Raw genomic sequence first — 26,539 nt, forward strand, 5'->3', positions numbered from 1 at the left:
TCGTCCTCAGGAGGAGAGGTCGGTGATGGCGTCACCCATCAGCTTCGCGGCCATGAGCAGACAGACCACGGCCGTGATCACCGAGTTGTTCCGCTCCATCCAGAGCTTGAGGCCGTCGAGGATGCGCCGCGAGCGCTCCCTGAGGACGAAGTAGAGCACGAGGGGTGCCGCCGTACCGAGCGCCCCGATCACCACGAAGACCGCGAGAGCCGCGGCCTGTGCGCCGGCGGAGGTGTCCGTGCGCGTGATCGCCGCCGCCGCGGCGATCACGAGGAGCAGGTTCTTCGGGTTGAGGGCGGACAGCGCGGCTCCCAGCGCTCCGGCCTTGACGGGGGTGAACGAGTCGACCGTCCGCATCCACTTCGGCAACGCCACCTCGTCGTCGCCTCGCGGCCGGCCGCGCCAGTACGTCACCGCGACCCACAGCAGCAGCACGCCCAGCGCCAGGTCGAGCGCGCTGACCCAGGCGGCCGGCTGCCCCTGTTCGCTCGGGCCCGCGCCGCCGGAGGCCAGCAGCACGACCGTGCCGACCAGGGCCAGGCCCGTCACCCAGCCCAGGAGCAGCGCCGGCCCGTTGGCGCGTGCCCTGGGCGTCGCGAGCATCAGCACCATGCCGATCACCGGGAACGGGCTCAGCGCCACCGCGACGCCGTAGGACAGGATCTGACCGATCGCCTCACCCACGTCTCTGCCTCACGCCGGTTCGATCTCGCCCGGCCGCCAGCTCTGGTCGAACCAGCTTTCGAGCGGGCCGTAGAGTCGCAGGACGACGAACCACCCCTTGCCGGGAACCGTCCGGACCCAGTTCGCCTCCCTGCCCTGCGGCGCGGTGGGACCGAAGTGGATGACCGTCTCGCCGCCGTCCTCGGCCCGGACGGCGTCCGAGAGGCTGTTCACGCTCGGGTAGGGGTCGTCGGTGCGCAGCAACGACCGGGTCTGGGGGTCGTAGGCGGTGACGGACCAGAAGTTCTTCGCCGGGATGCCGCCCGGCAGGGTGAGCGTGTAGCTGCGGCCGCCGTCGAGCAGCGCGCCGGTGGAGTCCTCCGCCGTGTAGGCGTACTGCGAGCCGGCCCCCACGGCCGCCGCCGCCATCGCCGGCGAGGTGCCCGCAGCGAAGTAGTGGTACACCGCCCGGGCGTCCAGCAGCCGGGCGCCCTCCGCCGAGAGGAACTCGTGGTTGTGCGACGGCCATGGGTTCTTCCACGAACTGCCGGGATAGACGTAGAAGCCGGGGTCGCGCGGCTTGAAGCACAGCGTCCGTACGATGCCCGAGGCGATCCTGGCCGCGGTGTCGAGGATCGAGCGCATACGCTCGTCCGGCCGGAACGGTGTGCCGGGCACGATGCCGATCGCGGCCAGCTGACCGGCCCGCTCGGGGTCGAGCGCCTCGGGCGGCTCGCCCTGGACGAGGGTGTCGATCTCCTCGAAGAACGTGAAGTCGTTCGCGTGGATCGTGTTGAAGTCCGACTCCGCGAAGTTGAGGAACCGCTGCTCGGGCGGGTCCGCCGCCTCCGAGAGCGGGTAGATCCGCGCCTGGAGCAGGCCCTCCGTGCCGTTCAGCGCGCGCAGCAGCACCCAGGAGGAGAAGGTCGCCGGCCGCACGACGAAGTACCCCTCAGGGACGTCGCCGTCGTGGCCCGGAGGCAGGAAGAGGTACCTGCCGCCTTCTCCCTTGTCCGGTCCGGCGATGCCCATGTCGGTGACGTGGCGCTGCCAGAGGTCGTTGACGAAGCACAGCGAGTTGCCCGGTGCCTCGATCACGGTGGGTCCGTCCTGGTCGAGTGCCAGGCAGGTCATCCCGTACGTGGTCTCCGTGTTCGCGGTGAGGATCAGCGGCTCCGAACTGCACCGCGGGGACAGGCAGCCGATCGTGCGGGAGTCGATGCCGATGGCACGCAGGCCACGCCGCATCGCCACCATGGAGGCGCCGGGCACGCAGTTGAGGAACACCTCGATCCCGCGCAGCAGGTCCAGCGCGTCATAGCCGTGGGCGACCGCGTCGGGCAGGGGCAGGCCGTCGAAGAAGTCCATCGCGCCGAAGACCGTCTCCAGCCGGTCCGGCATGCTGATCGACGGAAGTGTCCCGGCCGATGTGCCCGGGCTGGGGGCGTCGTTCACCTGTGGCACCGCGTTCCTCCTACTGGGGTCGTTCCGTGAGTACTGCGTTCCAGTCGTCCTTCACGCTGACGGTCGTCCAGCCCGCCCGCTCGGCCGTCGCGCGCGCCCTGTGCGCGTTGTCGGTGTAGGCGTACTCCCGCGCGTCGTCGTCGTGCACGACCAGCAGGGCGAACCGCGCGGACCGCAGCATCTCGACGTCCACGTCGTCGTTGCCGGCCGCGAAGCACGGCAGACGGCCGGTGCGGGCGAGGACGTGCTCGGGCTTCCCGGGCCCGAGCGCGAGGGGTCCGTGCAGCTCCGTACCGCGGACCGGCACGCCGTCCCGGTAGACGAACTCCGGCGCCGAGCCGATGACGTTCTCCCGCGGCAGGCCCCAGACCTCCTCGCAGAACACCCGCATGAAGTCGCGCCCGCCGCCCGAGCAGACGAACAGCCGCCAGCCGTGGGCCCTGAGGTAGTCGAACAGCTCCAGCATCGGCCGGTAGACGAGACCCGTGTACGGCAGACCGAAGCGCTCGTGGCGCCAGGACGCCAGGTACCGGGTCGCCTCGGCCTCGTACTCCTCGAGTGTGGTGCCCTCCCAGGCCGAGCCGAGGGCCCGCACCAGGAACGCCACGGCGTCGGGGTCCCGGGCGTCCAGCGCGCGGAAGAACGCCTCGTCCCCGTCGACGACCGCCCGGTAGGGCTCACGGTCGGCCAGCGACGGATCCGCCTTCACCCGCGCGGCCAGTTTCCCGAGGACGAACGCCGTCTGCACCGGAGCGGGCTTCTCGACCCACAGGGTTCCGTCGTTGTCGAACACGGCGATCCGGTCCGCCGGCCGGACGAAGCCCGGGGTGCCTTCCCGTGCCGCGGACGTCACGAACTCGACGATCGCCCGCTTGGCGGCACCGTCGTTCCAGCTCTCCAGTGGACCGGGGCCCATGGCCACCTCTCCGTCCGACCGTCGCGCCGGCGGGTCGCCGTTGCGCGCTCAGTCCGCCGCCTCGATCTCGCCCGGCCGCCAGGTCCTGTCGAAGAACGGCGGCAGGGGGCTGTAGAACCGCAGGACCACGAACCATCCCTTGCCCGGCACGGTCCGGATCCAGTTGCCCTCCGGGACGCCGTCGGGCCGGTCGGGTCCGAAATGCACGGTGGTCGTGCCGTCCGCGTCGGCGACCGCCGCCGGTGTCGGGTAGTCCTGGCTGCCGGCCCGGGGGAAGCGCTGCGGCGTGTCGAGCATCGAGCGGGTCTGGTTGTCGTACACGGTGCACGACCAGAACCGGGCGGCGGGGATGTCCGGCGGGAGCACCAGACGGTAGTGCCTGCCGCCGTCGAGGGCCCGGTCCTGCCGGTCCGCGAACGCGAACAGGTACTGCGAGCCGATGCCGGGCAGCGGCGCGGTGAAGGCCGGGCTGATGCCCACGCCCAGGTACCACCACCAGTTCCGCAGGTTGAACTTGCGGGCGCCGTCACTCGGACGGGTTCGGACGCCGCTGTCGGTGATCTCCGGGGGCGGGGTCATGAAGTCGTGGCCGGACACGAGCAGGCCGTTGACCCACTGGGACGAGGGACCGTAGTAGTGGGCCCCCTCGGCCGGGCGCGGGCGGCAGGCGAGGGTGCGGGCCGTGGCGTTCCCCACCGCGGCCGCCTCGGTGAGGATCTCCCGCATGCGCGGGTCCGGCTGGAAGGGGCGGCCCTTGACGATCCCGACCGCGGCCAGGGCACCGGCGATCTCGGGGTCGAGCGCCTCGGCCGGCTGGTCGTGCACGAGCTCGCTCGCGAGGTCGAAGTACGTCGCGTCCCCGGGCGGCACCGTGTTCACGGCGAACCCGGTGCCCTCGACGAAGCGCGGCGGGTCGGGCCTGCGGAGGGCGGCGGTCCAGGTCTCGGCGGTCCACGGCAGCGGCGGGGCCGTGCCGCCGGTGACGATCTCCCCGATGCTGGTGCCGTACAGCCCGGGGACGTAGCGGTGGATGCGCAGTCCCTCCTTGATGCGCTCGACCGCCGGCTTCGGGTCGTCGCCCTCCAGGAAGGCGCGCCCTCCCAGGACCAGCCGCGTGGTGCGGGCGGGCTGCGTGAAGAACCCGCCCTGCGGGAGGGGACCTGCGTAACCGGGCGGCACGAAGAGGTATCTGCCGCCGGCTCCGCGGTCCGGCCCCGCCATGCCGGGGTCCGCGACCCAGCGGTACCACATGTCGTCGACGAAACAGAGGGAGAGGGGCGGCACCTCCACCACCAGCGGGCCCTCGGTCAGGTCGAGGAACGTGATGAAGTAGACGGTGTCCGCGTTCCCGGTCAGCACGAGGGTCCGGGGATCCATGAACTCCGAGAAGAGCAGGACGTCGTGGTCCTGGATGCCCGCCGCCAGGAATCCCTTGCGGGACGCCCACATGTTCACGCCGGAGTACGCGTCGAGGAACGCGCTGACCGCGCGGATGCGGTCCAGGTGGTCGTAGACACGGCGCGTCGTCTCCTCGGTGGGCACACCGAGCGGGAACTCCAGGGTGCCCAGGTGGGCCTCGACCCGCTCGGGGGTCGAGACCGACTCCAGTACCCCTGGTGAGATGTGTGCGGCTTGCTGCACGGCTCGCTCCGTCCTCGGAAAGGGTCGCCCCTGTCGACCCTGAGCGGTCCTGCCGCGGCCCACCACCGCACCTGGGCCATCGGAGGGTGTGGCCCGGCGGCGCCGTCGCCCGGGCGCTCGCGGGCGGATCAGCGGCCACGGAGGCCGGTACGCACGTGCACACCCCGTTCGGCGCGGTACAACGGCCGGGTGCAGTCGACGCCCTCGTGCGGCCGAACGATCGCGTGATTCGCTGGCGCACATTCACTGAAACGTTTTCTGACAACGTTCGACAATCCCGTCCGGCAATCGACATCCCCAACCCCCGCAGGTAGAGACCAATTCCCGCAGGTCCCACACGCCGCATAACGGTTCTTGTTTGATTCCGTTATTTAGCGATGGAGCCTGTTGACTTCACACGGAGTTAACAGTCAAGGTGTGCGCACCCCGCTGCTCCGGGACGTCTGGCGGAGCGGCACGCACAAAGGAGACGCCATGTCACTGCGGACCCATCGCCCCGTGCTTCGCCGGGCCCTGGTGGCCCTTGCCGCACTCCCCCTGCTCGCCACCGCGGCCTGCGGCGGCTCCGGCACCGAGGACAGCGCCTCTGGCGAACAAGCCAAGTGCGAGAAGAGCGACGGCAAGGTCAAGCTCACGTACTGGTCCTGGATCCCCGGCGTGGAGAAGGCCGTGGCCGAGTGGAACCGCCAGAACCCCGACATCCAGGTGACCGTCAAGTCCACCCCCGCCGGCAACGCCGGCACCTACCAGAACATGTCGAACGCGCTGAAGGCGGGCAACGCCCCCGACCTCGGCCAGATCGAGTACGACTCGCTGGCGAGCTTCCGTCTCCAGGAGGGCCTCACCGACATCGCGTCCTGCGCGGGCGTCAAGGAGGCGGAAGGCGACTTCGCCGACTGGACCTGGTCCCAGGTGACCTTCGGCGCGGGCGGCGAGGACGGCGTCTGGGCGGTGCCGCAGGACACCGGCCCGATGGCGCTCTTCTACCGCAAGGACCTGTTCGAGAAGCACGGCATATCCGTCCCGAAGACCTGGGAGGAGTACTACGAGGCGGCCAAGAAGCTGAAGAAGGCCGACCCGAAGGCGTACATGACCCACTTCTCGCAGACGGACCCGAACTGGTTCAGCGGCATGCTGTGGCAGAAGGGGGCGAACATGTTCGCACAGGAGGGCAACGCCTGGAAGGTCGACGTCGACAGCCCGGCCGCCGGTGAGGTGGCGGACTACTGGCAGAAGATGATCGACGAGAAGCTGGTCGCCACCAACCTGCAGGGCTTCTCCCCCGCGCTCTACAAGGCGTGGAACAACGGCGAGGTGGCGACCTGGGTCAGCGCCGCCTGGGGTTACAGCACCATCCGTGACAACGCCAAGGCGACCGCCGGCAAGTGGGCCGTGGCGCCGATGCCGCAGTGGTCCGCGGGCGAGAACAAGGCCGGCAACTGGGGCGGTTCGACCACGGCGGTCCTCGGCAAGAGCGAGCACCCCTACGAGGCGGCGAAGTTCGCGCTGTGGCTGAACACGGACCCGAAGGCGCTGGAGATCCTCAACCGTGAGGGCGGTCTCTACCCCGCGGCCACGGCGGGGCTGAAGCTGGAGGCGTTGCAGCAGCCGGTTGACTTCTACGACGGCCAGAAGGTCTTCGACGTCTTCGCGCAGGCCTCCGGGAACGTCACCACCGACTGGACCTTCGGCCCGACGATGACCGACACCTACCGCTTCATGGGCGACGGCATCGCGGGGGCTCTGGGCGGCAAGGGGACGCTGAAGGACGCGCTCGCGCAGACCGACGCCAAGACGGTGGACTCGCTGGAGAAGCAGTCCCTCGAGGTCGCCAAGTAGGTGACGAGGGGCCGGCGGTGCGCGGATCCCGCCCGCCGGCCCCGTCCTCCTCGCTCAGCACACCTCAGGAAGTGACCACGACATGACCGCCGACCCCATAGCGGCGACAGCCGCGCCGCCGACACAGTCCGTTCCGGCACGCAAGCCCCCGCGTCGCAGACGGAACTGGGCTCCCCTCCTCTTTCTCCTGCCGTTCTTCGTGCCGTTCGTCCTGTTCACCCTGGTGCCGGTCGGCTACGCGTTCTACCAGAGCCTGCTCAGGACCGAGCGGACCGGCGGCACCTTCGGACGCAAGACGACCGTGTTCGCCGGCCTCGACCAGTACAAGGAGGTGCTCGGCGACTCCGAGTTCCTCGGCAGCGTCGGCCGAGTGCTGGTCTTCGGGCTGGTGCAGATCCCGGTGATGCTGCTGCTGGCGCTCGTGCTCGCGCTGCTGCTGGACTCGACCGTGGCCCGCCTCAAACGCTTCTTCCGGATCGCCTACTTCGTGCCGTACGGAATCCCCGGCGTGATAGCGGCGCTGATGTGGGCCTTCCTGTACGACCCGCGGCTGTCGCCCATCGTGGACCTGCTCGGCAAGGCGGGCACCGAGCCGGACTTCCTGGGCTCGTCGATGATGCTGTGGTCCATCGGCAACATCGTGACCTGGACGTACACCGGGTACAACATGCTGATCATCTACGCCGCGCTGCAGGCCGTCCCGTCCGACATCTACGAGGCGGCACGCATGGACGGCGCGAGCGAGGCGGCGATCGCCTGGCGGATCAAGATCCCGATCCTGCGTCCCGCCCTCATCCTGACGGGCGTCTTCTCCATCATCGGGACGCTGCAGCTGTTCACCGAACCGCAGGTGCTGCGCTCCATCTCCACCAGCGTCACCAGCACCTACACGCCCAACCTGGCGGCCTACTCGCTCGCCTCGGCGAACAACTACAGCGAGGCCGCCGCGATGTCGGTGACACTGGCGCTGGCCACGTTCGTCCTGTCGTTCGGATTCCTCAAGCTCACGGGTCGAAAGGCTGAATCATGAGCCTCCTCACCGACACCGCGGGCGCCCACGCGCCCCGCCCAGCCTCGGGGACGGCACCGCGCGGTCCCAGGGAGAGCCGTCTCTCGGTGATCGCCGCCACCGGTTTCCTGGTGGTCATCGCCGTCTACATGCTGCTCCCGGTGTTCTGGCTGGTCGTTTCCGCCACCAAGAGCCAGGGTGACCTGGTCGACTCGTTCGGGCTGTGGTTCTCCGACTTCCACCTGTTCGACAACCTGCGGGCGCTGTTCGCCAAGCAGGACGGGGTGTACCTGCCCTGGCTGCTCAACAGCCTCCTCTACGCGGGGGCGGGCGCGGCGGTGGGCACGCTGCTGTCCGCCATGGCCGGCTACGCGCTGGCCAAGTACCGTTTCCGGGGGCGGGAGTTCCTGTTCTCCGTGGTGCTCGGCGGCGTGCTGGTCCCGGCCACGGCGCTGGCGCTGCCGCTGTTCCTGCTCTTCGCCGAGGTGGACGCCACCAACACGTTCTGGGCGGTGTTCCTGCCCAGCATCGTCAGTCCCTTCGGCGTCTACCTCTCCCGCATCTTCGCGGCCGCCTCGGTGCCCGACGAACTCCTGGAGGCCGCCCGGATCGACGGCGCCGGCGAGTTGCGGACCTTCTTCACGATGTCGCTCCGGCTGATGTCGCCCGCGATGGTGACCATCTTCCTCTTCCAGTTCGTGGTCATCTGGAACAACTTCCTGCTGCCGCTCGTGATGCTCCAGGACGACCGCCTCTACCCGGTCACCCTCGGGCTGTTCACCTGGCAGTCCCAGGTCAGCCGCGACCCCTCGCTGCAGATCCTGAGCCTCACCGGGTCGCTCGTCTCGGTGGTGCCGATCGTCATCACGTTCCTGGTGCTCCAGCGCTACTGGAAGGCCGGGCTCGCGGCGGGAGCGGTGAAGTCGTGAACAACGCGCTCGACCAGTTGTCCGACCGGCTCGGCGGCATCGCCTACGGCGGTGACTACAACCCGGAGCAGTGGCCGCGCGAGGTGTGGGACGAGGACGTCCGCCTCATGCGGGAGGCCGGCGTCAACCTCGTCACCGTCGGTGTCTTCTCCTGGGCGTTCCTCGAACCGCGCCCGGGACAGTACGAGTTCGGACTGCTCGACGAGGTCATGGACCTGCTGCACGCGAACGGCATCGCGGCCGACCTGGCGACGGCCACGGCGTCCCCGCCGCCGTGGTTCTCACTGCGGCACCCCGAGGCGCTGCCGGTGACCGCCGACGGCGTCCGGCTCAGCCACGGCTCGCGGCAGACGTTCTGCCCGAGCAGCCCGGCGTACGCCGAGGCGGCCGGCCGTCTCGCCGAACGGCTCGTGGAGCGGTACCGCGACCACCCCGCTCTCGTGCTGTGGCACCTGCACAACGAGTGGGGCAACCACAACGCGCACTGCTTCTGCGACACCAGCGCCGGGGCGTTCCGGGACTGGCTCCGGGAACGGTACGGGGATCTCGACGGCCTCAACCGGGCCTGGGGCACGGCCTTCTGGAGCCAGCGGTACGGCGACTGGGCGGAGGTCATGCCGCCGCGCGCCACCGCGGCCGTCCCCAATCCGACCCAGCAGCTCGACTTCTGGCGGTTCTCCTCGGACGCCCTGCTGACGCTGCACCGGCGCGAGGCGGAGATCGTACGCCGCCTCTCCCCCGGTGTGCCGCTGACCACCAACCTCCTGGTCACGCTGGAGAAGAAGGTCGACGGTTTCTCCTTCGCCCGGGAGTGCGACGTCGTGTCCGTGGACCAGTACCTGACGGCCGCCGACCCGGAGGCGCACATCGGTCTGTCCCTCGACGCCGATCTGGCGCGCGGCATGGGCGGCGGCGCTCCGTGGCTGCTGATGGAGCACTCGACCTCCGCGGTGAACTGGCAGCCGCGGAACGTGGCGAAGACCCCGGGGCAGATGCGGCGCAACAGCCTCGCGCACGTGGCGCGCGGCGCGGACGGTGTCCTGTACTTCCAGTGGCGCCAGTCGCGGGCCGGCGCCGAGAAGTGGCATTCGGCGATGCTGCCGCACGGTGGCACCGGCACCAAGACCTGGCGCGAGGTCACCGCTCTCGGGCAGGAGCTGAAGGCACTCGCCGAGGTGCGCGGCAGCCGCGTCGAGTCGGACGTGGCCCTGCTCTTCGACTGGAACGCCTGGTGGGCGCTGGAGATGGCGGCCACCCCCTCACAGGACGTGCGCTACCTCGACCAGGTCCGCGCCTGGTACGAGGCACTGTGGTCGCTCGGCATCACCTGCGACCTCGTGCACCCGTCGAGCGACCTGAGCGACCGCCGGCTGGTGCTGGTCCCCGGTCTCTGCCTGACGAGCGACGCGGACGCGTCGTCGCTGGACACGTTCGTGCGCGGGGGCGGGCACGCGGCCGTCGGCTTCTTCAGCGGTGTGGTGGACGAGAACGACCACGTCCGGCTCGGCGGCCATCCCGGCGCCTACCGGGAGATGCTCGGGATCCGGGTCGACGAGTTCTTCCCGCTGCGGGAGGCCGAGACGGCCCTGCTCGCCGACGGCTCACCGGCCGGTGTCTGGACCGAGCTCGTGGAGCCGAGGGGTGCCGAGACGATCGTCTCCTTCGACAAGGATCCGTCGGCCGGCGGGCCGGTCCCGGGGCATCCCGCGATCACCCGCAACAGGTACGGCGACGGCGCGGCCTGGTACGTGGCGACGCGGCCGTCCGCCGACGCCCTGCGCGGGCTGCTCGCCCGGGTCTGCCGGGAGGCCGGGGTCAGGGCCGCGGCCGAGGTGCCGCCGGGGGTCGAGGCCGTCCGCAGGAGAGGGCCGGACGCCACCTACCTCTTCCTGATCAATCACACCTCCCGCGACGTGACCGTCCGCGCGGAGGGCACCGACCTGCTGAGCGGCACCGTCGCCGACGGCGGGACCGTCGTCCGTGCGGGTGACGTCGTGGTGATCCGGGAACACGGCGCCCCGTCGTCGGAGCGGTGACGGGATGCTCGCCAGACAACGGCAGGAGGAGATCGCCGAGCTCGTCCGGCAGCACGGTTCGATCCGGGTGGGCGCGCTGACCGAGCGGTTCGGTGTGTCCCACATGACGATCCGGCGCGATCTGGAGTCCCTCGCGCGCCGTGGCCACCTCGACAAGGTCCACGGCGGCGCGGTCACACCCGAGCACGGCAGCACCGCGGAACCGGCGTTCCGGGAGAAGCGGTCCCGTGAGGTCGCCGCCAAGGAGGCGATCGCGGCCGAGGCCGCCCGGCTCGTCGCCCCGGGCTGCGCGGTCGCACTGACCGCGGGGACCACCACCTGGACCCTGGCCCGGTACCTCCTCGACGTCCCGGACATCACGGTGGTCACCAACAGCGTCCGGGCGGCGCACACCCTGCACACCCACCGGCGGCAGAAGCAGACGGTCGTGCTCACCGGTGGCGTCCGCACCCCCTCCGACGCACTGGTGGGGCCGGTGACGGCCGCGGCACTGGCGTCGCTCCACGTCGACGTGCTGTTCATGGGGGTCCACGGCATGGACGCCCGGAAGGGCTTCAGCACGCCCAACCTGGAGGAGGCGGAGACCGACCGGGCGATGTGCCGCTCGGCGCGGCGGGTGGTGGTGCTCGCCGACCACACCAAGTGGGACACGACCGGCCTGGCGACCATCGCCCCGCTGGAGACGGCCGACCTGCTCATCACCGACTCGGGCATCGACGGGCACGGCCGTGAGGTACTGGAACGCGGGGTCGGTGAACTGACCGTCGTCGAGCCGGCCCGCCCGCCGCGACCCGCGGCTCCCGTCCCCCCGACCGACGCACCGATCGAAGGCGTACGCACATGACCACCGACCGTTCTTCCGGCCTCCTGCATCTCCGTGCCGGAGGCACGAGCCTCGTCCTCGACTGCACGGGTCCCCGACTGCCCCGGATTCTCCACTGGGGGGCCGACCTGGGCGGCCCGGAGGCGGACACGCCCGACGACGACGGCGTCCTGACCTCCCTGGCCAGGGCGAGCCTCACCGAGTTGGGCACCAGCGTGCCCGACGTGCCGGTCCCCGTGAGCGTGCTGCCCGAGCAGTCGGCCGGCTGGCTGGGCACCCCGGGGCTGTCCGGCCACCGGGAGGGCGCCGACTTCTCCAGCGCCTTCGCCGTCCGGGAGGTGCTCTTCCCGGGCCCGCGTTCCCTGGTGGTCGAAGCCGAGGACGAGCGGGCCGGGCTCGCGTTGCGGTGGGAGCTGGAGCTGACCGGGTCGGGTCTCGTCCGCCATCGTGCGGTGCTCACCAACCAGGGGCAGGGTCCGTACACGGTGGACGCGCTGCAACTCACGCTCCCGGTACCGGCCCACGCCACCGAGGTGCTCGATCTGACGGGCCGTCACCTGCGGGAACGTTCACCGCAGCGGCACGAGTTCACCCTCGGCACGCACCTGCGGGAGAACCGCCGCGGCCGGACCGGTGTCGATGCCACGCTGCTGCACACGGTGGGTGAGCGGGGCTTCGGCTTCCGCGGCGGTGAGGTGTGGAGCCTGCACGTGGCGTGGAGCGGCAACCACCGCACCTTCGCCGAGCGGACGAACGCGGGGGTCTGTCTCCTCGGCGGCGGTGAACTGCTGCTGCCCGGCGAAATGCGTCTGCGGCCCGGTGCCGTGTACGAGACCCCGTGGATCCTGGGCTCGTACGGCCGCGGCCTGGACGAGATGGCGGGGCGCTTCCACTCGTACCTGCGCCGGCGCCCCCACCACCCGGCCACCCCGCGGCCCGTCACGCTCAACACCTGGGAGGCGGTCTACTTCCGGCAGGACCTGGACACCCTCACCGCCCTCGCGGACGCCGCCGCGGAGGTAGGCGCCGAGCGGTTCGTGCTGGACGACGGCTGGTTCCGCGGCCGCCGCGACGACCGGGCAGGACTCGGCGACTGGTACGTGGACCCCGAGGTCTGGCCGCGCGGACTCCATCCGCTCGTCGAGCACGTCCGCTCCCGCGGGCTCCAGTTCGGCCTCTGGGTCGAGCCGGAAATGATCAACCCGGACTCCGGCCTGGCCAGGGCCCACCCGGAGTGGATCATGTCGGCGGCCGGGCGCATGCCGCCGGAGGCACGGCACCAGCAGGTGCTGGACCTGGGCCGGCCGGAGGCGTACGCGTATGTGCTGGAACGCCTGGACGCGCTGGTCACCGAGTACGCGGTCGACTATCTCAAGTGGGACCACAATCGCGATCTGGTCGACGCGGGCAGCGGCCCGTACGGCGTCGGCGGGGTGCACGCCCAGACGACCGCGGTGTACGCGCTGATGGACGAGCTGCGCCGCCGCCACCCCGCGCTGGAGATCGAGTCCTGCTCCTCCGGCGGTGCCCGGGTGGACCTGGGAATCCTCGAACGCAGCGACCGGGTGTGGACGAGCGACTGCATCGACGCCCTTGAACGGCAGCAGATCCAGTGCTGGACGGGCCTGCTGCTGCCGCCGGAACTGATGGGCGCGCACGTCGGCGCCCCGACCTCGCACACCACCGGCCGCACGCACGACCTCGGCTTCCGTGCCGGCACCGCGCTCTTCGGCCACATGGGCATCGAGTGGGACCTCACCCGGGCGACGCCCGAGGAGCGCCGTCTGCTCGCCGAGTGGATCGAGACCCACAAGCGGCTCCGACCGCTGTTGCACGGCGGGACGGTGGTCCACGCCGACCACCACGATCCCGCGGTACTCGTGCACGGCGTGGTGGCCCCCGACCGGTCCCACGCCGTGTACGCGGTGGTGCAGAAGACGACCGCCGTGCAGGTCCCGACGGGCCGCGTACGCCTGCCCGGCCTGGCCGAGGACGCGCGCTACCGTGTCACCCCGCTGCCGCCGGGGGACGCGGTACGGGGACCGGTCGTCAGCGCGCTGCCCTGGTGGACACCGGAGGGCGTCGAGCTGCCGGGCCGTGTCCTGTCCGTCCTCGGCGTGCAGGCGCCGACCCTCCACCCGGAGAGCCTCGCCCTGATCGAGGTCAGGCGGATCACCCACCCGGCATGAGGCCTCACGGCCCGCCGGGCGTCCCCTCGCCGGTGTCGCACAGGATCACGCCCAGGACCTCGTTGCCGAGCGTTCCGTACCCGGGAAAGGTGATCACGGCTCCTGGAGGCGCCACCCGGCAGGGGACGTCGGTGCCGTCGCGGTACACGACCGTCAGTGTGTGGGTCACGGAGCAGTCGTTGGTGACGAACGTATAGCGCCAGCCCGGACTGAACCGCACGCACCCGGGTGCGGCGAGCCGGCTGCCCGCGGCCTCCTGTGACCCCGCGTGGGCCGAGGCGCCGGGTACCACTACGGCCAGGGCGGCCATCACGATGGCAACAAAGGTTGAACACGCCAACCGTTTCATCATGCTCTCCCCTTCACAAGATGAACAGACGGCCTCAGCGTACGGACACGCGATGCGGACTGAAAGATTTTGCGGCAAGTTTCAGCAACTTGCGAAATCAACGATGGGTCGCCGCAGTCGAGCGAACACGCAGGACAACAGCCACACTTGACGGTTCACCGCATCCGCGCCGACCTCGGCCGGCCGGTCGACCGCATGAGCGGGCGAGGTTACCGGCAGATGAAGCGGCAGGTCCTACCCCCTGTCACCGGGTCCACAGCCGTTGACACGTGAAGACATGTCCGCGTCGAGTGGCGCGTCCGCGACGAGACCGAAAGCGATCGCCCTCCGGGGGGACCTGAAGCAGAAGGCGTCCCATTCGCCACAGTTAGTCCCATGTGTCACTCCGCACTACAGTTGGCTGGGGGGCAGCACATCCACCGAGCCCGCACCCACAATCGCGAGGTGACCGTCATGACGGAGACTTCGAATCGCCCCGACACCACGAAGAAGGGGACGACCCTGCAAGGACGCCGAGGGGTCGACGTTCCCCCGGGGCAGCGCGGGAACACCACCGTGGCGGACAGTGTCGTGGCGAAGATCGCGGGCATGGCCGCCCGTGAGATCCCCGAGGTCCACAACCTGGGAGGCGGGATGGCCCGTGCGTTCGGGGCGATGCGCGAGCGCGTGCCCGGCGGCGGGAGCGGCGTCACCCGGGGAGTGAGTGTGGAGGTCGGGGAGCGCCAGGCGGCTGTCGACCTGCAAGTGGTCATCGAGTACGACGCCTCGATCACGGACACGGCGGGGGACATACGCGCCAACGTCATCAACGAGATCGAACGGATGACCGGCCTGGAAGTCGTGGAAGTGAACATCGCCGTGAACGACGTCCACCTGCCCGGTGAGGAAGAGCCGGAGGACGAGCGGCGCGTGACGTGACCTGACGTCCCGGGCCCGCGGTCCTGGCCCCGGTGCACCGGGGCCAGGACCGCGGGCGCGCCGGGTGTCGGGCTCCGGCCGGCCGGGTAGAAGCAGCGGCATGTCGTCGCACGTCGCCCCTGGTCCCGTCGATTTCGAGGCCGCGTTCCTCGCCTCGCCCGCCCCCCTGCTGATCCTGGACACGAGCCTGGTCATCAGGGACGTCAACCCCGCCTACGCCGCGGCCACGTGGCGGGAGCGCGACGAACTGATCGGCCGGCACGTGTTCGACGCCTTCCCGGACAACCCGCACGACCCGCACGCGGACGGCGTGGCCAACCTCGGGGCCTCACTGCAGCGAGCCCTTCGCGAGCGCGTCTCGGACACCATGCCCGTCCAGAAGTACGACATCCCCTGCAAGCGGTCCGCGACCGGCTTCCGGGAGAAGTACTGGAGCCCGGTCAACAGTCCCGTCCTCGGCCGGGACGGGGAGGTCACCGGACTCGTCCACCACGTCGAGGACGTCACGGACGTCCACGTGCGACTGCGGCGGGTGCACGAGGCCCACGAACAGACCGACACCCCCACCGCGCCCCGGGCTCAGGCACAGCACCGGTTCGCCCGCTACCTGGCCCACGCCGAGAAGGACCGCCGGCGCCTGCAGCATCTGGAGGCGGAGACCGAGCAACTGCGCAAGGCCCTCACGTCACGCGCCGTGATCGACCAGGCCATCGGCATCGTCGGAGCCGAACGCCGGTGCGCCCCGGACGACGCCTTCCACATCCTGGTCGGCATATCCCAGCGCACCAACGTCAAGCTGCGGGACGTGGCGGCCGCCCTCGTCGGCAGGGCGGCCGCCGAACGCACCGGCCCCCTGCTGCCGGACGTCCGGTGAGGCCCACACCCGGCGCCGTTCAGGCGACTTCCGGCGGGGCGGCGGCGTGACTGCCGTGCCTGCGGCCCGGACCGGCGGGACGATGCAGAGGTACTGCGGCGTCGGCCACGGGAGGAACCGTGAGAAGAGAGGACGGCACACCGGTGGCCACCGGTGTCACCGCCGAACGGCTCACCGGGCTCCGCTCGTGGAACCTGGGGCTCACACTGCTGCACCTGGTCCAGGCCGTGGTGATCGTCCTCCTCGCCGGACGCTTCTCGATCACCGTCACCTCCTCCGTTCCCGAGGGGACACCGGGGACGAGGGCGCCCGCACCCGAACCGTTGTTCGACGTGCCGATCGGCTGGGCCGTCGCCGTCTTCCTCGCCCTCGCCGCACTGGACCACCTGCTGACGGCGACGGTGTGCCGCGGCACCTACGAACGCGACCTCCGGCGCGGCATCAACCGTTTCCGGTGGCTGGAGTACGCGCTGAGCGCGACCCTGATGGTGCTCCTCATCGGCTTCTACTCGGGCATCACCGGCCTCAACGCCGTCATCGCCGTCGCCGGCGCCAACATCGGGATGATCCTCTTCGGCTGGGTCCAGGAGGTCATGAACCCGCCGGGGCGGACGGTGACCACGATGCTCCCGTTCTGGTTCGGGACGCTGGTCGGCGTGACGCCGTGGGTCTCGATCGCCTACAACATCGCCGCGGCCGACACCGTCCCCGGTTTCGTGTACGGCATCGTCCTCGTCCAGGCCGCCCTCTTCTTCAGCTTCGGTCTCAACCAGTGGCTCCAGTACCGCGAAGTCGGCCGGTGGTCCGACTACGCGTACGGCGAGAAGGCCTACCTGGTTCTCAGCCTCGTGGCGAAGTCGCTCCTGGCCTGGCAGATCTTCAGTGGCTCGCTGGCCGGCTGAGCTCGCTGAGAACTGCCAGGTCGCAGGGGCGGTCGAGCCGGGTGGCCTCCTCCCCGTCAGTCCTCCGCGCCGAGGTCGAAGACGATGCGGGCCTTCACCTGACCGCGCAGGACCTCGTCGATGGATTCGTTGACGGCACTGAGCGGGCGGGTCTCCTGGATGACCTTCGTCCGGCCGGCCGCGTGGAGCTGGAAGACCTCGGCGAGGTCCTGGCGGGTGCCGACGATGGAACCGATCACCGAGGTGCCGTTGAGTACGGTGTCGAAGATCGGGACCTGGATGGTGCCGTGGGCGGGCAGGGCGACCATGACGAGCTTCCCGCCCCGTCGCAGACCCGAGTTCACGGCTTCGAAGGCGGCCGGGTTCACGGCGAGGGCGAGGGCGGCGTGGGCGCCCCCGTGCCGCTTCAGTTCCGCGCCGACGTCCTGGGTGCGGGCGTCGATGAGGATGTCGGCGCCCAGCTCCCGGGCGAGTTCGAGCTTGTCGTCGGTGACGTCGATGGCGGCGACGGTCGCGCCGGCGATCTTCGCGTACTGCACCGCCAGGTGGCCCAGTCCGCCGACGCCGGAGATGGCGACGAGCTGGGCGGGCCGGACATCGGCGACCTTCAGGGCCTTGTAGGTGGTGACACCCGCGCAGGTCAGCGGGGCGGCGTCCACGGCGCTGACGCCGTCGGGCACCACCTGGGCGAAGTCGGCGCGGGCGAGCATCTTCTCCGCGTACCCGCCGTCGCAGCCGTAGCCGGTGTTGACCTGGCTCTCGCAGAGCGTCTCCCAGCCGGACAGGCAGTGCTCGCACCGCCCGCACGCGCTGCCGAGCCACGGCACGGCCACCCGCTGTCCCACCGCGAGGTGGGTGACGCCGTCGCCGAGCTTCTCGACGATGCCGACGCCCTCGTGGCCGGGCACGAACGGCGGGACGGGCTTGACGGGCCAGTCGCCGTGCGCGGCGTGGATGTCGGTGTGGCACAGCCCGGACGCCTCGACGCGGACGCGGACCTGTCCCGGTCCGGGCTCGGGGTCGGGACGCTCCTCGATGACCAGGGGCTTGCCGAACTCCCTGACGACCGCTGCCTTCATGATGTCCTCGCTTCTTTCCTGTGGTGGCGCGCGTCAGTCGTGTGCGACGACGGCGACGGGGGCGGTGGAGTGGTGCAGCACCGCGTGGGTGACGGCACCGATGTGGGCGCCGAAGGGGCTGCGGCGCACGCGCCGGCCCACGACCACGAGGGAGGCGTCACGGGAGGCGTCGACCAGGAGGGGGGCGGCGCTGCCCGGGCGGGAGACCTCCACGACCCGCACCTCCGGGTACTTCTGCCGCCAGGGACGCAGTGCCCCGGCGAGTGCGGCGGCCCTCTCGCGGGCGAACTCCTCATGGGGCTCGAAGCCCGATCCCACGGTGTAGACGGAGTAGGGCGACGCGTTCCAGGCCTGTACGACGTGCAGGTCCGTGGCGCGGCGCTGTGCCTCCTGGAAGGCGAAGTCGATGACGGTGTCGTCGGGGCCGCCGGTGTCCAGACCGAGCACGACGGGCCGGAACGCGGTGGCGGCGGACGGGACGCCGGCGGGGTCAGGCACGTGTTCGTCGGCGGCCTGTTCCCCGGCGCGCACCAGGACCACGGGCACCTCGGTCCGGGCGATCACGGACTGCCCGACGGACCCCACCAGGAATCCACCCAGCCCGCTCAGCGCACGGGATCCGAGTACCAGCAACTCCGCGTCACGAGCGGCCTCCACGAGGATGTCGGAAGGTGTCCCGGAGCGGTGCTCGGTGCGCACCTCGACCCCGGGGTGACGCAGACCCAGGCCCTCCGCGGTCTCGCGGGGGATCCGCTCGGTCCAGTCCTGCTGCGTCTCCGAGCCCAGGAGCGGGGCCTGGGCGATCGGCTCCGGTACCGGCTGCCACACGTGGACCAGCCTGACCGGCAGGCCTCGCAGCTCCGCCTCACGGGCCGCCCATTCGGCAGCGGCCCGGCTCTCGGCCGAGCCGTCGAGTCCTACGGTGATCGTGCGGGCCATGGTGGCCTCCTCCTGTATCGGATGGTGCGGTCCAAGCGTCTCGTCCGGCGGCTTCCGGCGGCAGGGGCTCCTGGTCCCCCGTCGTGGCCCGACCGGCCCCACCGGCGCGCCGCTGCGGCGGGCCCGTCGGCGGACCCGCCGCAGCGAAGGCGTTCAGCGCAGCCATCCCGCGCACGAACGAGAGCCGGGCCCACAAGGCGTCCGAGGCCCGGGGTGTCGCCCGCGGAGGTGACGGCCAGGGCGATGAGCACCACGGCGTGGACGACGTGGTGGTCGGCGAACGTGGCCGTCCGGCGCCCGGCCGGACCGTACGGCCCCTCGCCCGCGCCGTGCGGGCGGCGGCGGGCCGCGGTCCCGTGGCGGCCCGGCACCGCCGGGGTGAGTCTGGGAGGGCAGGCAGGAGCGCTCTGGACGCGGGAGGCACCGTGGGTGGTCTGGTGATCGTCGGCGTGGACGGCTCGGCGGCGGGTCTCGCCGCGGCGGAGGCGGCCGCGCGGGAGGCCCGGCTGCGGAGGGCCGGGCTGAGAGTGGTGCACGCCTTCCTCTGGCCCGCGCTCCATGTCCCCGTCGGCCCCTCCCCCCTGGGCCCCCCGGAGGGCGGGATACGGAACATGGTCGAGCGGCTCGTGGCGGAGGCGGTGGAGCGCGCCCGGGCGGCGGCGCCGGGGGTGGAGGTGTCCCACGCGGTCATGACGGGTGACCCGCTGACGGTGCTGGAGGCGCAGTCGCGTTCCGCCCAACTGGTGGTCGTCGGGTCCCGCGGGATGGGTGGCTTCGTCGGGCTCGTGGTCGGGTCGACGGCGGTGCACCTCGCGGCACACGCCCGCTGCCCCGTGCTGGTCGTACGGGAGGAAGCCCGCTCGGACGGGCCGGTCGTGGTGGGCGTCGACGGCTCGGCCGCGGGAGACAGAGCCGTGGACTTCGCCCTCACGGAGGCCGAGCTGCGCGGAAGCCCCCTGGTCGCCCTGCACGCCTGGACCACGTGGAACGCGCCGCTGCCGGCCCCGCAGGACCCGTCCGAGCCGTACGCGAGTCCGGCGGGTGAGCTCGGGAAGGAGGAGGAACGCCTGCTGTCGGAGGCGCTGGCCGGGCATCGGGAGCGGCATCCGGATGTCGTGGTGGAGCACAGGGTGGTGCACGGCCGCACCCGCGAGACGATGATCGGGGCGAGCCGGACCGCCCAGCTGATCGTGGTGGGGGCGCGGGGGCGCGGCGGCTTCGCCGGCCTGCTGCTGGGATCCGTCAGTCAGTCCCTGCTGCACCACGCGCACTGCCCTGTCGCCGTGGTGCGGGGAACGGACGCACCTCACTGATGACCACCGGGTACCGGGCGGGGGCCGCGGCCGGTCGCCGCGCGGGGGCGGGGACGGAGCCCCGCCGTGGTGAGCCGGGCGGCGCGGGGGGAAGCGTGGGGCCGTGCGGCCCTGGATCCGTCCGGCGCGCCATCGGATGCTGGACGCAGGGCACGGGGAGCACCCGGACGGTCGGACCGGGGTCCGGCCGGCCGGACGTCCCGTCGTGCTCCCCGCCGCGAACCTGCCGACGGTGAGGACCGCCATGAGTCACATCGAACGGGCCACCCGGGACCAGCCGGCGCCCGCACCCGCCGCGACACGGACGGCGATGTCCTGGGTCGAACCCGCTCTCCTGGCCGTGACGGCCTCGGCGCTGGCGGCGGGAGGCGTCCTCCGGCTGCTGGGTCACGCGGACGCGGCCGACCTGTGCTGGGCGCTGGGAACGGTCGCCGCCGTGGCACCCGCGGTCGGCTGGGTGCTGGTCGCCCTGCGGCGCCATCACGCCGGCGTGGACCTCATCGCGGTGCTGGCACTCGGCGGCACCCTGGCCGTCGGCGAGTATCTCGCCGGCGCGCTGATCGGCCTGATGCTGGCCACCGGCCGCACGCTGGAGGCCGCCGCCCAACGCCGTGCCTCCCACGATCTGCGCGCGCTGCTCGCGCACGCTCCCCGTACCGCCCGTCGTCGCACCGGCACCGAGGTCCGCCAGGTCCCCCTCGCCGAGGTCGCCGTGGGTGATCTGCTCGTCGTGGGCGCGGGCGAGGTCGTCCCCGTCGACGGGCAGGTGGTGGGGCCGGCGGCGGTCCTCGACGAGTCGGTGCTCACGGGCGAGTCGGCACCGGTGGAGCGGGTGGCCGGGCAGACGGTCCGCAGCGGAGTCGTCAACGCGGGCGGCGTCTTCGAGGTGCGGGCGACGGCGACCGAACAGGACAGCACCTACGCCGGAATCGTGCGGCTGGCCCGGCAGGCGGGCGCCGAGGCGGCCCCCGTCGTCCGCCTGGCCGACCGCTACGCGGCGTGGTTCCTTCCGCTCTCGCTGGTGATCGCGGGGCTGGCCTGGCTGCTCAGCGGCTCCGCCGTGCGGGCTGTCGCGGTCCTCGTGGTCGCCACGCCCTGCCCGCTGCTGCTCGCCGCCCCGGTGGCGATCGTCTCGGGGCTGTCCCGGGCGTCGCGGCTGGGTGTGGTGGTCCGTGACGGTGGCGCCCTGGAGCGGCTGGGCCGGGCCCGGACGCTGCTGCTGGACAAGACCGGCACCCTCACCGGTGGCCGCCCGCGCGTTCTCGACGTGATCGCCGCCCCCGGCCGGCAGCCCGCCGAGGTGCTGCGGCTGGCGGCCACGGTGGACCAGTACTCACCCCATGTCCTGGCCCACGCCATCGTCGACGCGGCCCGGGAGCGCGGACTGGAGCCGTCGGTGGCGACGGACGTGTCGGAAGAGGCCGGCAGGGGCGCGTACGGGGTGGTCGGGGGCCGCAGGACCACCGTCGGCCGCCTGGATCCCGGCGCGGCGGTCCCGGACTGGGCGCGGGAGGCGGAGAACCGGGCGCTGCTGGACGGCGCCGCCGTCGCGTGGGTCACCGTCGACGGCGGTCCCGTGGGGGCCGTCCTGCTGCGCGATCCGCTGCGCCCGGACGCGCCCCGGGCCCTGCGGCGGCTCCGTACGGCCGGGATCGGGCGGATCGTGATGCTCACCGGCGACCGGCCCGAACCCGCTCGCGAGATCGCCGCCGTCCTGGGGCTCGACGGGGTACGGGCCGAACTCACTCCGGCGGACAAGGTGGCCGAGGTGCGGGCGGAACGCCGGAACGCCGTCACGGTCATGGTCGGTGACGGTGTGAACGACGCTCCCGCGCTCGCCGCAGCGGACGTCGGCGTGGCGATGGGCGCGCGGGGTTCCACCGCGTCCTCCGAGGCCGCGGACATCGTCCTCACCACGGACCGGGTGGACCGGCTGGCCGACGCCACGTCGATCGCCGTGCGGGCCCGCCGCATCGCCGTGCAGAGCGCGCTCGGCGGCATGCTGCTGTCCCTGGCGGCCATGGGAGCGGCCGCCGCGGGACTGCTGCCGCCGGCGGTCGGTGCCCTGCTGCAGGAGGGGATCGACGTGGCGGTCATCCTCAACGCGCTGCGCGCCCTGCGTGTGGATCACAGTGCGCGGCCCGCCCTGGAACCCGCCGCCGAGGCCCTGATCCACCGTTTCGCCGCCGAACACGAGGACCTGCAGGACGTGCTGCAGGCGGTGCGGGACGCCGCGGCCACGCTCTCGGCGTCCGCACGGGACGGGCAGGCCCTGGAGGCGGTGCGTGAGGTGAACCGGCTGCTCACCGAGCGGCTGCTGCCGCACGAGTACGCGGAGGAGCACCAGCTCTATCCGGCGCTCGAACGCACGCTCGGCGGCCCCGAGACGACGGCGACCATGAGCCGCGCGCACGCCGAGATCGAACGGCTCTCCGGGCGCGTGGCCGCCCACCTGGCACTCGCCGAGGCCCGGGGCGCGCTGGAGCCCGAGCAGTTCGAGGACCTGCGCGCCTGCCTGTACGGGCTGCACACCGTGCTGCGGCTGCACTTCACGCAGGAGGAGGAGAACTACTTCTCCCTGGCTCCCTGACGGTGCCCGCCACCCGGAGACGCGGGGCCCGCGCGGCGCGGGCCCCGGCCGCGCGGCCGGTCAGCCGTTCGTCAGCTCCTGGCCGATGCGCGCGGCCCACGCCTCGATCCGGCCGAAGTCGCGGTAGTCCCCGCCCTTCCCCTGACGGACGATCATCCGCGCGACCCAGCCCTTCGCCCCCTCCTTCAGGCAGCCGCCGAAGGTGACGTGGTCGCGCGCGTCGAGGCGCACCACGGCCTTCCGCACCCACGGCACGGGCGGGATGTCCCGCTCCGACGCGGAGGCGTCGAGTGGTCCGCTGCTGAAGAGCCACAGCGGACGTGCGGCGAGGTCCTCGCCGTGGCGGCGGACGAAGCGGCGGGCGTCGCGGTGCCAGCGGCCGGCGTACAGTCCGCCGCCGACCACGACCGCGTCGTACGACGCGACACTCGGCACGGAGCCGGCGGCACGTGCTTCGGCCGTCAGCCCCTCCTTGCTCAAGACCCCGGCGACGGTTTCGGCGATCTCCGCCGTCGATCCGTTCGTTGTTCCGTAGGCGACCAGCACGTTCTTCGGCATGGCGGTCCGCCTCCTCTCACAGCGTGCGCGTTCGGTGGACAACCTCGCGGCCCCGGCCGCCTCCCGCCGGCGGGGCGTGCCTCAGCTCGTCGGCAGCTGGAGCGTGCAGGTCTCTCCGGGGGCGACGGTGACGGCCCGGTCGGCCAGGACCACGCGGACCGGTGACTCCTCCGAGTCCGGTACGGCGAGCTCCAGCCGGCCGCTGTGGCACCGCAGGCTGATGCCCGAGTGACCGCGGTGGCTCAGTGCGAAGCCGTATTCCGACAGGGCCGGCAACGGCACCGGGTCCAGCGCCAGGGCGTCCCCGCGGGTCTCCAGCCCCGTCAGGCAGCGCTGGACCAGGTCGAGGGTGCCCGCCATGGCGCCCAGGTGGATGCCCTCGCCGGTCGTGCCGCCCTGGATGTCGGTGATGTCCGCCTCCAGGGCCTCGTGGAAATACTCCCACGCCTCGGCCCGCCTCACCCGGGCGAGGACCCAGGCGTGCACGAGTTCGCTGAGGGTGGAGCCGTGGCTGGTGCGGCGCAGGTAGTAGTCGACGGTTCTGCTCCACAGCTCGTCGTCCAGGTGGTGTCCGAGGCGCCGGAACAGGCCGTGCAACTCGGCGGGCGGGAAGAGGTGCCCGAGCATGAGGACGTCCGCCTGCTTGGACGCCTTGTAGCGGTTGACCGTGTCGCCCTCGGCCTCCAGGAGCCGATCCAGCCGGCGGATGCTGTCGTACCGGGCCCGGTAGGCGTCCCAGTCCAGCTCGGCCAGGTCGCCGTACCCTTCGAACTGGCTGATGACGCCCTGGTGGTACGGCACGTGCAGCCGCCGGGAGACCTCCTCCCACTTCGGGAGTTCGGCCGGGTCCAGCCGGATGCGCTCGAACAGCTCCCGCCGGCGCCAGGCAGGAAGGCGGCGCAGGAGGTCCAGGGCACGGGCGATGACCCAGGCGGCGGTGACGTTGGTGTACGTGTTGTCGTCCAGTCCCGGCCGGTCGGCGCCGGGGTAACCGTCGTGGTACTCGTCGGGGCCGACGACGCCGCGGATGCGGTAACGGCCCGCCGTGGCGTCCAGGACCGCGCCGTCCGCCCAGAAGCGGGCGATCTGCACCAGCATCTCGGCGCCCTTGGTGAACAGGAACTCGGTGTCGCCGGTGGCCTCGCAGTACCGCCAGATGTTGTAGGCGACCGCCGAGCCGACGTGGTGCTGCAGCCGGGAGTTGTCCGGCAGCCAGCGGCCCGAGCGAGGGTTGAGGTGCAGCTCCTGCGTCTCCTCGCGGCCGTCGCTGCCGCTCTGCCACGGGTACATGGCCCCGGCCCGGCCGATGGCCTCGGCCGCCCGGCAGGCCCGGCCGAGGCGCCGGTGACGGTAGGTCAGCAGGGCCCGGGAGACCTCGGGGAAGTGCAGGTTCAGATACGGGAGGACGAACAGCTCGTCCCAGAACACGTGTCCGCGGTACGCCTCGCCGTGCAGCCCCCGGGCCGGCACGCCGACGTCCAGATCGGCGGTGTGCGGGGAGAGCGTCTGCAGCACGTGGAACAGGTGCAGGCGCAGGATGCGGCCCGCCTGGCCGGGGATGCGGATGTCCGACCGCCGCCACAACCGCTGCCAGGCCGCGGTGTGGGAGAGCAGCAGGGCGGAGAAGCCGGGTGCCGCGGTCACCCGGTCGACGGCCGCGCCGAGCGGGTCGCTGATCGCGGTGTCGCGGGAGGTGTGCAACGCGACGGTCTTCTCCACCTCGACGGGCCTGCCCGGGGCGAGCGGCACCACCATGCGGTGGGTCGCGCGGCGCCGGCCGGGCCGCAGCTGCGAGGACGTGGCGGGCGGGGCCACGGTGACGCTCCGGGCCGCCATGGCGATGCCGATGTCGGAGGAACTGGTCCGGCAGTGCAGCCACACCGTGCCGGGCTCCCGTCCGCCGGACCGTACGCGGGCCAGGTGGCGGCGGTTGAGGGACCGGTAACGGTGGACATTGGCGTTGATCACGTCCCCGTCGAGGGACGACTCGATCTCGACGTCCCCCGACCAGTCCCCGGCGGTGAGCACCGTCCGCAGCGCCGCCAGGTGCGGGTCCCCCATGTGCACCAGCCGGGTCTGTTCCACCTGGAGCACTCTCCCGGCCTCGTCCCGGTAGCGCGAGGTCCGCACGAGCACGGCGCGGCGCAGGTCGAGGACCTGCCGGTGGTCGAGCAGCGCCGCGGAGTCCGGGGTGAGCCACGGGCCCAGGACGCCGTCCGGCGACCGCAGGCGGAATCGGAGCGGCAGCCAGTTCGGCAGGTTGACCATGTCCTCGTTGACGACGTCGCGTCCCACCACGGTCGATTCCAGGCGGTTGTAGCACCCGGCGGCGTAGGTGCCCGGGCAGTGCACCAGGCCCGGCCGGCACTCGGGAATCGCACCCCGGGTGGCGAAGTAGCCGTTGCCGAGCGTGCAGAGCGATTCCCGCAGCGGCTCGGCGGCGGGGTCGTACCCCTCGTACTCCCATGTCCACTCCGACATCGGCCGCCCTCGCCCTTCTCCTCGCCGAACCGCGCACGCAGGCGCCCCTCGTGGGCTCAGACCCGTTGGGGCACGACAGCGACCGGGCACTCGGCGTGGTGCAGCAAGGTGTGGGCGACCCTGCCGAGCTGGAGGCCGAAGTGACCGTGCTGCCGCAGGGCGCCGACCACGATCAGGTCGGCACCGGCCGACGCCTCCAGCAGGACCTCGTGGGCGGGGCCCTCGACCGGTGTCCTGTGCACATCGACGTCCGGGTGTTCGCGCACCGCTTCGCGCAACCCCTCGGTCAGCCCGGCGGACGCCCGTTCCTCGGGCGCGGACGTGCCGTCGTCCGCCGTCCGGGGGGTCGCGTGCCCAGCGGGACTGCGCCAGGCCCGCACAGCCCGCAGGGCCGAGCCGCGCACCGCGGCCTCGCGGAAGGCGAAGCGCACCGCGCCCAGGCAGTGCGGCAGGTCACCCACCCCGATCACCACCCGCCCGAAGCCGCCCGCCCGGTTCCGCTCGCCGCCGCGGACCACGACGACCGGGCACGTCGCGCGCGCCGCCACCCCGAGACCGACCGAACCGAGGGTCAGTCCGGCCAGTTCGCCGCGCCCGCGGGAACCCGTGACCAGGAAAGACGCCTCGTGTCCGGCCGCGAGCAGCGCCGACACCGGGTCGTCGGGCATCACGTCACTCGACACCTGGACCTCCGGACGGCGCTGCCGGGCCCGTTCCGAGCCGGAGGCGACGATGTGCTGGGCGAGGACCTCCTGCGCCGGGCGCTGCCGTCCGAAGGACGGAACGCTGCCCTCGTACCGTTCCCACAGCGAGGCGTGAACGAGCCTCAGAGGCAGCCCGTGCCGCGCCGCCTCCTCCACCGCCCAGTCCACCGCATCGAGGCTGGGACCGGAACCGTCGACCCCCACCACCAGCGGGAGATCCATGGTCGCCACCGCCTTCCTGTCCTGCGCTTCCGTCCTGCGGCCCGCGAGGCTCTCTGCACTCACCGTCGCACCACCCACCGTCCGCCGCGACCTCCGGACGC

The 26,539-nt window shown here is 72.1% G+C and carries 21 protein-coding genes; 11 read left to right on the forward strand and 10 right to left on the reverse strand.

What is annotated here, in order from left to right; translation table 11 throughout:
- Positions 1–6: 6 nt before the first annotated feature.
- The 4 genes from F1615_RS13655 to F1615_RS13670 are packed head-to-tail and all read right to left on the reverse strand — an operon-like array spanning position 7 to position 4,684.
- A complete protein-coding gene (locus F1615_RS13655; RefSeq protein ID WP_149549207.1) occupies positions 7–684 on the reverse strand; it encodes a GAP family protein in 678 nt (225 codons plus the stop codon).
- A 9-nt stretch (positions 685–693) separates the two neighbouring features.
- Entirely contained in the window at positions 694–2,127 is a 1,434-nt protein-coding gene (locus F1615_RS13660; protein ID WP_208818308.1) for a DUF1254 domain-containing protein, read from the reverse strand.
- Positions 2,128–2,137: 10 nt separating this feature from the next.
- Positions 2,138–3,043, reverse strand: coding sequence for an HAD family hydrolase (locus F1615_RS13665; protein WP_149549208.1), 906 nt, complete (start codon positions 3,041–3,043; stop codon positions 2,138–2,140).
- Between the two features lie 48 nt (positions 3,044–3,091).
- Positions 3,092–4,684 (reverse strand): DUF1254 domain-containing protein, encoded by a 1,593-nt coding sequence (locus tag F1615_RS13670; RefSeq protein WP_244328717.1) that lies wholly within the window; start codon positions 4,682–4,684, stop codon positions 3,092–3,094.
- Between the two features lie 474 nt (positions 4,685–5,158).
- Between F1615_RS13670 and F1615_RS13675 the strand changes: the two genes are divergently transcribed.
- The 6 genes from F1615_RS13675 (at position 5,159) to F1615_RS13700 (ending at position 13,509) form a co-directional block, all read left to right on the forward strand.
- Entirely contained in the window at positions 5,159–6,523 is a 1,365-nt protein-coding gene (locus F1615_RS13675; protein ID WP_244328718.1) for an ABC transporter substrate-binding protein, read from the forward strand.
- A gap of 82 nt (positions 6,524–6,605) precedes the next feature.
- A complete protein-coding gene (locus tag F1615_RS13680; RefSeq protein WP_149549210.1) occupies positions 6,606–7,553 on the forward strand; it encodes a carbohydrate ABC transporter permease in 948 nt (315 codons plus the stop codon).
- Positions 7,550–8,461 carry a carbohydrate ABC transporter permease gene (locus F1615_RS13685; protein ID WP_149549211.1) on the forward strand — a complete coding sequence of 304 codons (912 nt, stop codon included), beginning with the start codon at positions 7,550–7,552 and terminating at the stop codon, positions 8,459–8,461. The genes F1615_RS13680 and F1615_RS13685 overlap by 4 nt, the downstream gene beginning before the upstream one ends.
- The gene (locus F1615_RS13690) at positions 8,458–10,497 is read left to right on the forward strand and encodes a beta-galactosidase (RefSeq protein WP_149549212.1); all 2,040 of its coding nucleotides are present in this window, start codon (positions 8,458–8,460) and stop codon (positions 10,495–10,497) included. Before F1615_RS13685 ends, F1615_RS13690 begins: the two co-directional genes overlap by 4 nt.
- Before the next feature lie 4 nt (positions 10,498–10,501).
- Positions 10,502–11,341, forward strand: a complete 840-nt coding sequence (locus F1615_RS13695; protein WP_149549213.1) for a DeoR/GlpR family DNA-binding transcription regulator — start codon at positions 10,502–10,504, stop codon at positions 11,339–11,341.
- Positions 11,338–13,509 carry an alpha-galactosidase gene (locus F1615_RS13700; RefSeq protein ID WP_149549214.1) on the forward strand — a complete coding sequence of 724 codons (2,172 nt, stop codon included), beginning with the start codon at positions 11,338–11,340 and terminating at the stop codon, positions 13,507–13,509. The genes F1615_RS13695 and F1615_RS13700 overlap by 4 nt, the downstream gene beginning before the upstream one ends.
- 4 nt (positions 13,510–13,513) lie before the next feature.
- On the opposite strand, the gene F1615_RS13705 is transcribed toward F1615_RS13700, so the two are convergent.
- Complete coding sequence (locus F1615_RS13705; RefSeq protein WP_341873437.1) at positions 13,514–13,861, reverse strand: alpha-amylase; 348 nt, start codon at positions 13,859–13,861, stop codon at positions 13,514–13,516.
- Between the two features lie 450 nt (positions 13,862–14,311).
- On the opposite strand from F1615_RS13705, the gene F1615_RS13710 reads away from it, so the two are divergent.
- The 3 genes from F1615_RS13710 to heR all read left to right on the forward strand — a co-directional run bounded on the left by F1615_RS13710 (position 14,312) and on the right by heR (position 16,552).
- The gene (locus tag F1615_RS13710; RefSeq protein WP_149549215.1) at positions 14,312–14,776 is read left to right on the forward strand and encodes an Asp23/Gls24 family envelope stress response protein; all 465 of its coding nucleotides are present in this window, start codon (positions 14,312–14,314) and stop codon (positions 14,774–14,776) included.
- 100 nt (positions 14,777–14,876) lie between these two features.
- Positions 14,877–15,650 carry an ANTAR domain-containing protein gene (locus tag F1615_RS13715; RefSeq protein ID WP_149549216.1) on the forward strand — a complete coding sequence of 258 codons (774 nt, stop codon included), beginning with the start codon at positions 14,877–14,879 and terminating at the stop codon, positions 15,648–15,650.
- Between the two features lie 119 nt (positions 15,651–15,769).
- Entirely contained in the window at positions 15,770–16,552 is a 783-nt protein-coding gene (gene heR, locus F1615_RS13720; protein WP_244328719.1) for a heliorhodopsin HeR, read from the forward strand.
- Between the two features lie 56 nt (positions 16,553–16,608).
- Here the strand turns inward: heR and adhP are convergent, their stop codons facing one another.
- Together adhP and F1615_RS13730 are read right to left on the reverse strand one after the other, a co-directional pair.
- Positions 16,609–17,631, reverse strand: a complete 1,023-nt coding sequence (gene adhP, locus F1615_RS13725; protein ID WP_149549217.1) for an alcohol dehydrogenase AdhP — start codon at positions 17,629–17,631, stop codon at positions 16,609–16,611.
- A gap of 33 nt (positions 17,632–17,664) precedes the next feature.
- Positions 17,665–18,570, reverse strand: a complete 906-nt coding sequence (locus F1615_RS13730) for a universal stress protein (protein WP_149549218.1) — start codon at positions 18,568–18,570, stop codon at positions 17,665–17,667.
- Positions 18,571–18,995: 425 nt separating this feature from the next.
- Between F1615_RS13730 and F1615_RS13735 the strand changes: the two genes are divergently transcribed.
- The gene (locus tag F1615_RS13735) at positions 18,996–19,883 is read left to right on the forward strand and encodes a universal stress protein (protein ID WP_149549219.1); all 888 of its coding nucleotides are present in this window, start codon (positions 18,996–18,998) and stop codon (positions 19,881–19,883) included.
- Between the two features lie 310 nt (positions 19,884–20,193).
- On the forward strand, positions 20,194–22,473 hold the full coding sequence (locus F1615_RS13740) for a heavy metal translocating P-type ATPase (protein ID WP_149549279.1): 2,280 nt from the start codon (positions 20,194–20,196) through the stop codon (positions 22,471–22,473).
- 60 nt (positions 22,474–22,533) lie between these two features.
- Here the strand turns inward: F1615_RS13740 and F1615_RS13745 are convergent, their stop codons facing one another.
- From F1615_RS13745 to F1615_RS13755, 3 genes are all read right to left on the reverse strand, one after another.
- Positions 22,534–23,031 (reverse strand): flavodoxin domain-containing protein, encoded by a 498-nt coding sequence (locus tag F1615_RS13745; RefSeq protein ID WP_149549220.1) that lies wholly within the window; start codon positions 23,029–23,031, stop codon positions 22,534–22,536.
- Positions 23,032–23,112: 81 nt separating this feature from the next.
- The gene (locus F1615_RS13750; protein WP_149549221.1) at positions 23,113–25,512 is read right to left on the reverse strand and encodes a glycoside hydrolase family 65 protein; all 2,400 of its coding nucleotides are present in this window, start codon (positions 25,510–25,512) and stop codon (positions 23,113–23,115) included.
- A gap of 56 nt (positions 25,513–25,568) precedes the next feature.
- On the reverse strand, positions 25,569–26,438 hold the full coding sequence (locus F1615_RS13755; RefSeq protein ID WP_149549280.1) for a universal stress protein: 870 nt from the start codon (positions 26,436–26,438) through the stop codon (positions 25,569–25,571).
- Positions 26,439–26,539: the final 101 nt, after the last annotated feature.

This window comes from Streptomyces marokkonensis (assembly GCF_008312835.1).
In the GTDB taxonomy this organism is placed as follows: domain Bacteria; phylum Actinomycetota; class Actinomycetes; order Streptomycetales; family Streptomycetaceae; genus Streptomyces; species Streptomyces marokkonensis_A.

What these genes read in the sequence shown, in the direction of transcription:
- F1615_RS13685 (WP_149549211.1), top strand. Translation starts at nt 7,550, where the DNA reads ATGAGCCTCCTCACCGACACCGCGGGCGCCCACGCGCCCCGCCCAGCC.
- F1615_RS13710 (WP_149549215.1), top strand. Translation starts at nt 14,312, where the DNA reads ATGACGGAGACTTCGAATCGCCCCGACACCACGAAGAAGGGGACGACC.
- F1615_RS13700 (WP_149549214.1), top strand. Translation starts at nt 11,338, where the DNA reads ATGACCACCGACCGTTCTTCCGGCCTCCTGCATCTCCGTGCCGGAGGC.
- F1615_RS13730 (WP_149549218.1), bottom strand. Translation starts at nt 18,570, where the DNA reads ATGGCCCGCACGATCACCGTAGGACTCGACGGCTCGGCCGAGAGCCGG.
- adhP (WP_149549217.1), bottom strand. Translation starts at nt 17,631, where the DNA reads ATGAAGGCAGCGGTCGTCAGGGAGTTCGGCAAGCCCCTGGTCATCGAG.
- F1615_RS13705 (WP_341873437.1), bottom strand. Translation starts at nt 13,861, where the DNA reads ATGATGAAACGGTTGGCGTGTTCAACCTTTGTTGCCATCGTGATGGCC.
- F1615_RS13675 (WP_244328718.1), top strand. Translation starts at nt 5,159, where the DNA reads ATGTCACTGCGGACCCATCGCCCCGTGCTTCGCCGGGCCCTGGTGGCC.
- F1615_RS13665 (WP_149549208.1), bottom strand. Translation starts at nt 3,043, where the DNA reads ATGGGCCCCGGTCCACTGGAGAGCTGGAACGACGGTGCCGCCAAGCGG.
- F1615_RS13680 (WP_149549210.1), top strand. Translation starts at nt 6,606, where the DNA reads ATGACCGCCGACCCCATAGCGGCGACAGCCGCGCCGCCGACACAGTCC.
- F1615_RS13695 (WP_149549213.1), top strand. Translation starts at nt 10,502, where the DNA reads ATGCTCGCCAGACAACGGCAGGAGGAGATCGCCGAGCTCGTCCGGCAG.
- F1615_RS13715 (WP_149549216.1), top strand. Translation starts at nt 14,877, where the DNA reads ATGTCGTCGCACGTCGCCCCTGGTCCCGTCGATTTCGAGGCCGCGTTC.
- F1615_RS13745 (WP_149549220.1), bottom strand. Translation starts at nt 23,031, where the DNA reads ATGCCGAAGAACGTGCTGGTCGCCTACGGAACAACGAACGGATCGACG.
- F1615_RS13740 (WP_149549279.1), top strand. Translation starts at nt 20,194, where the DNA reads ATGTCCTGGGTCGAACCCGCTCTCCTGGCCGTGACGGCCTCGGCGCTG.
- F1615_RS13750 (WP_149549221.1), bottom strand. Translation starts at nt 25,512, where the DNA reads ATGTCGGAGTGGACATGGGAGTACGAGGGGTACGACCCCGCCGCCGAG.
- F1615_RS13755 (WP_149549280.1), bottom strand. Translation starts at nt 26,438, where the DNA reads ATGGATCTCCCGCTGGTGGTGGGGGTCGACGGTTCCGGTCCCAGCCTC.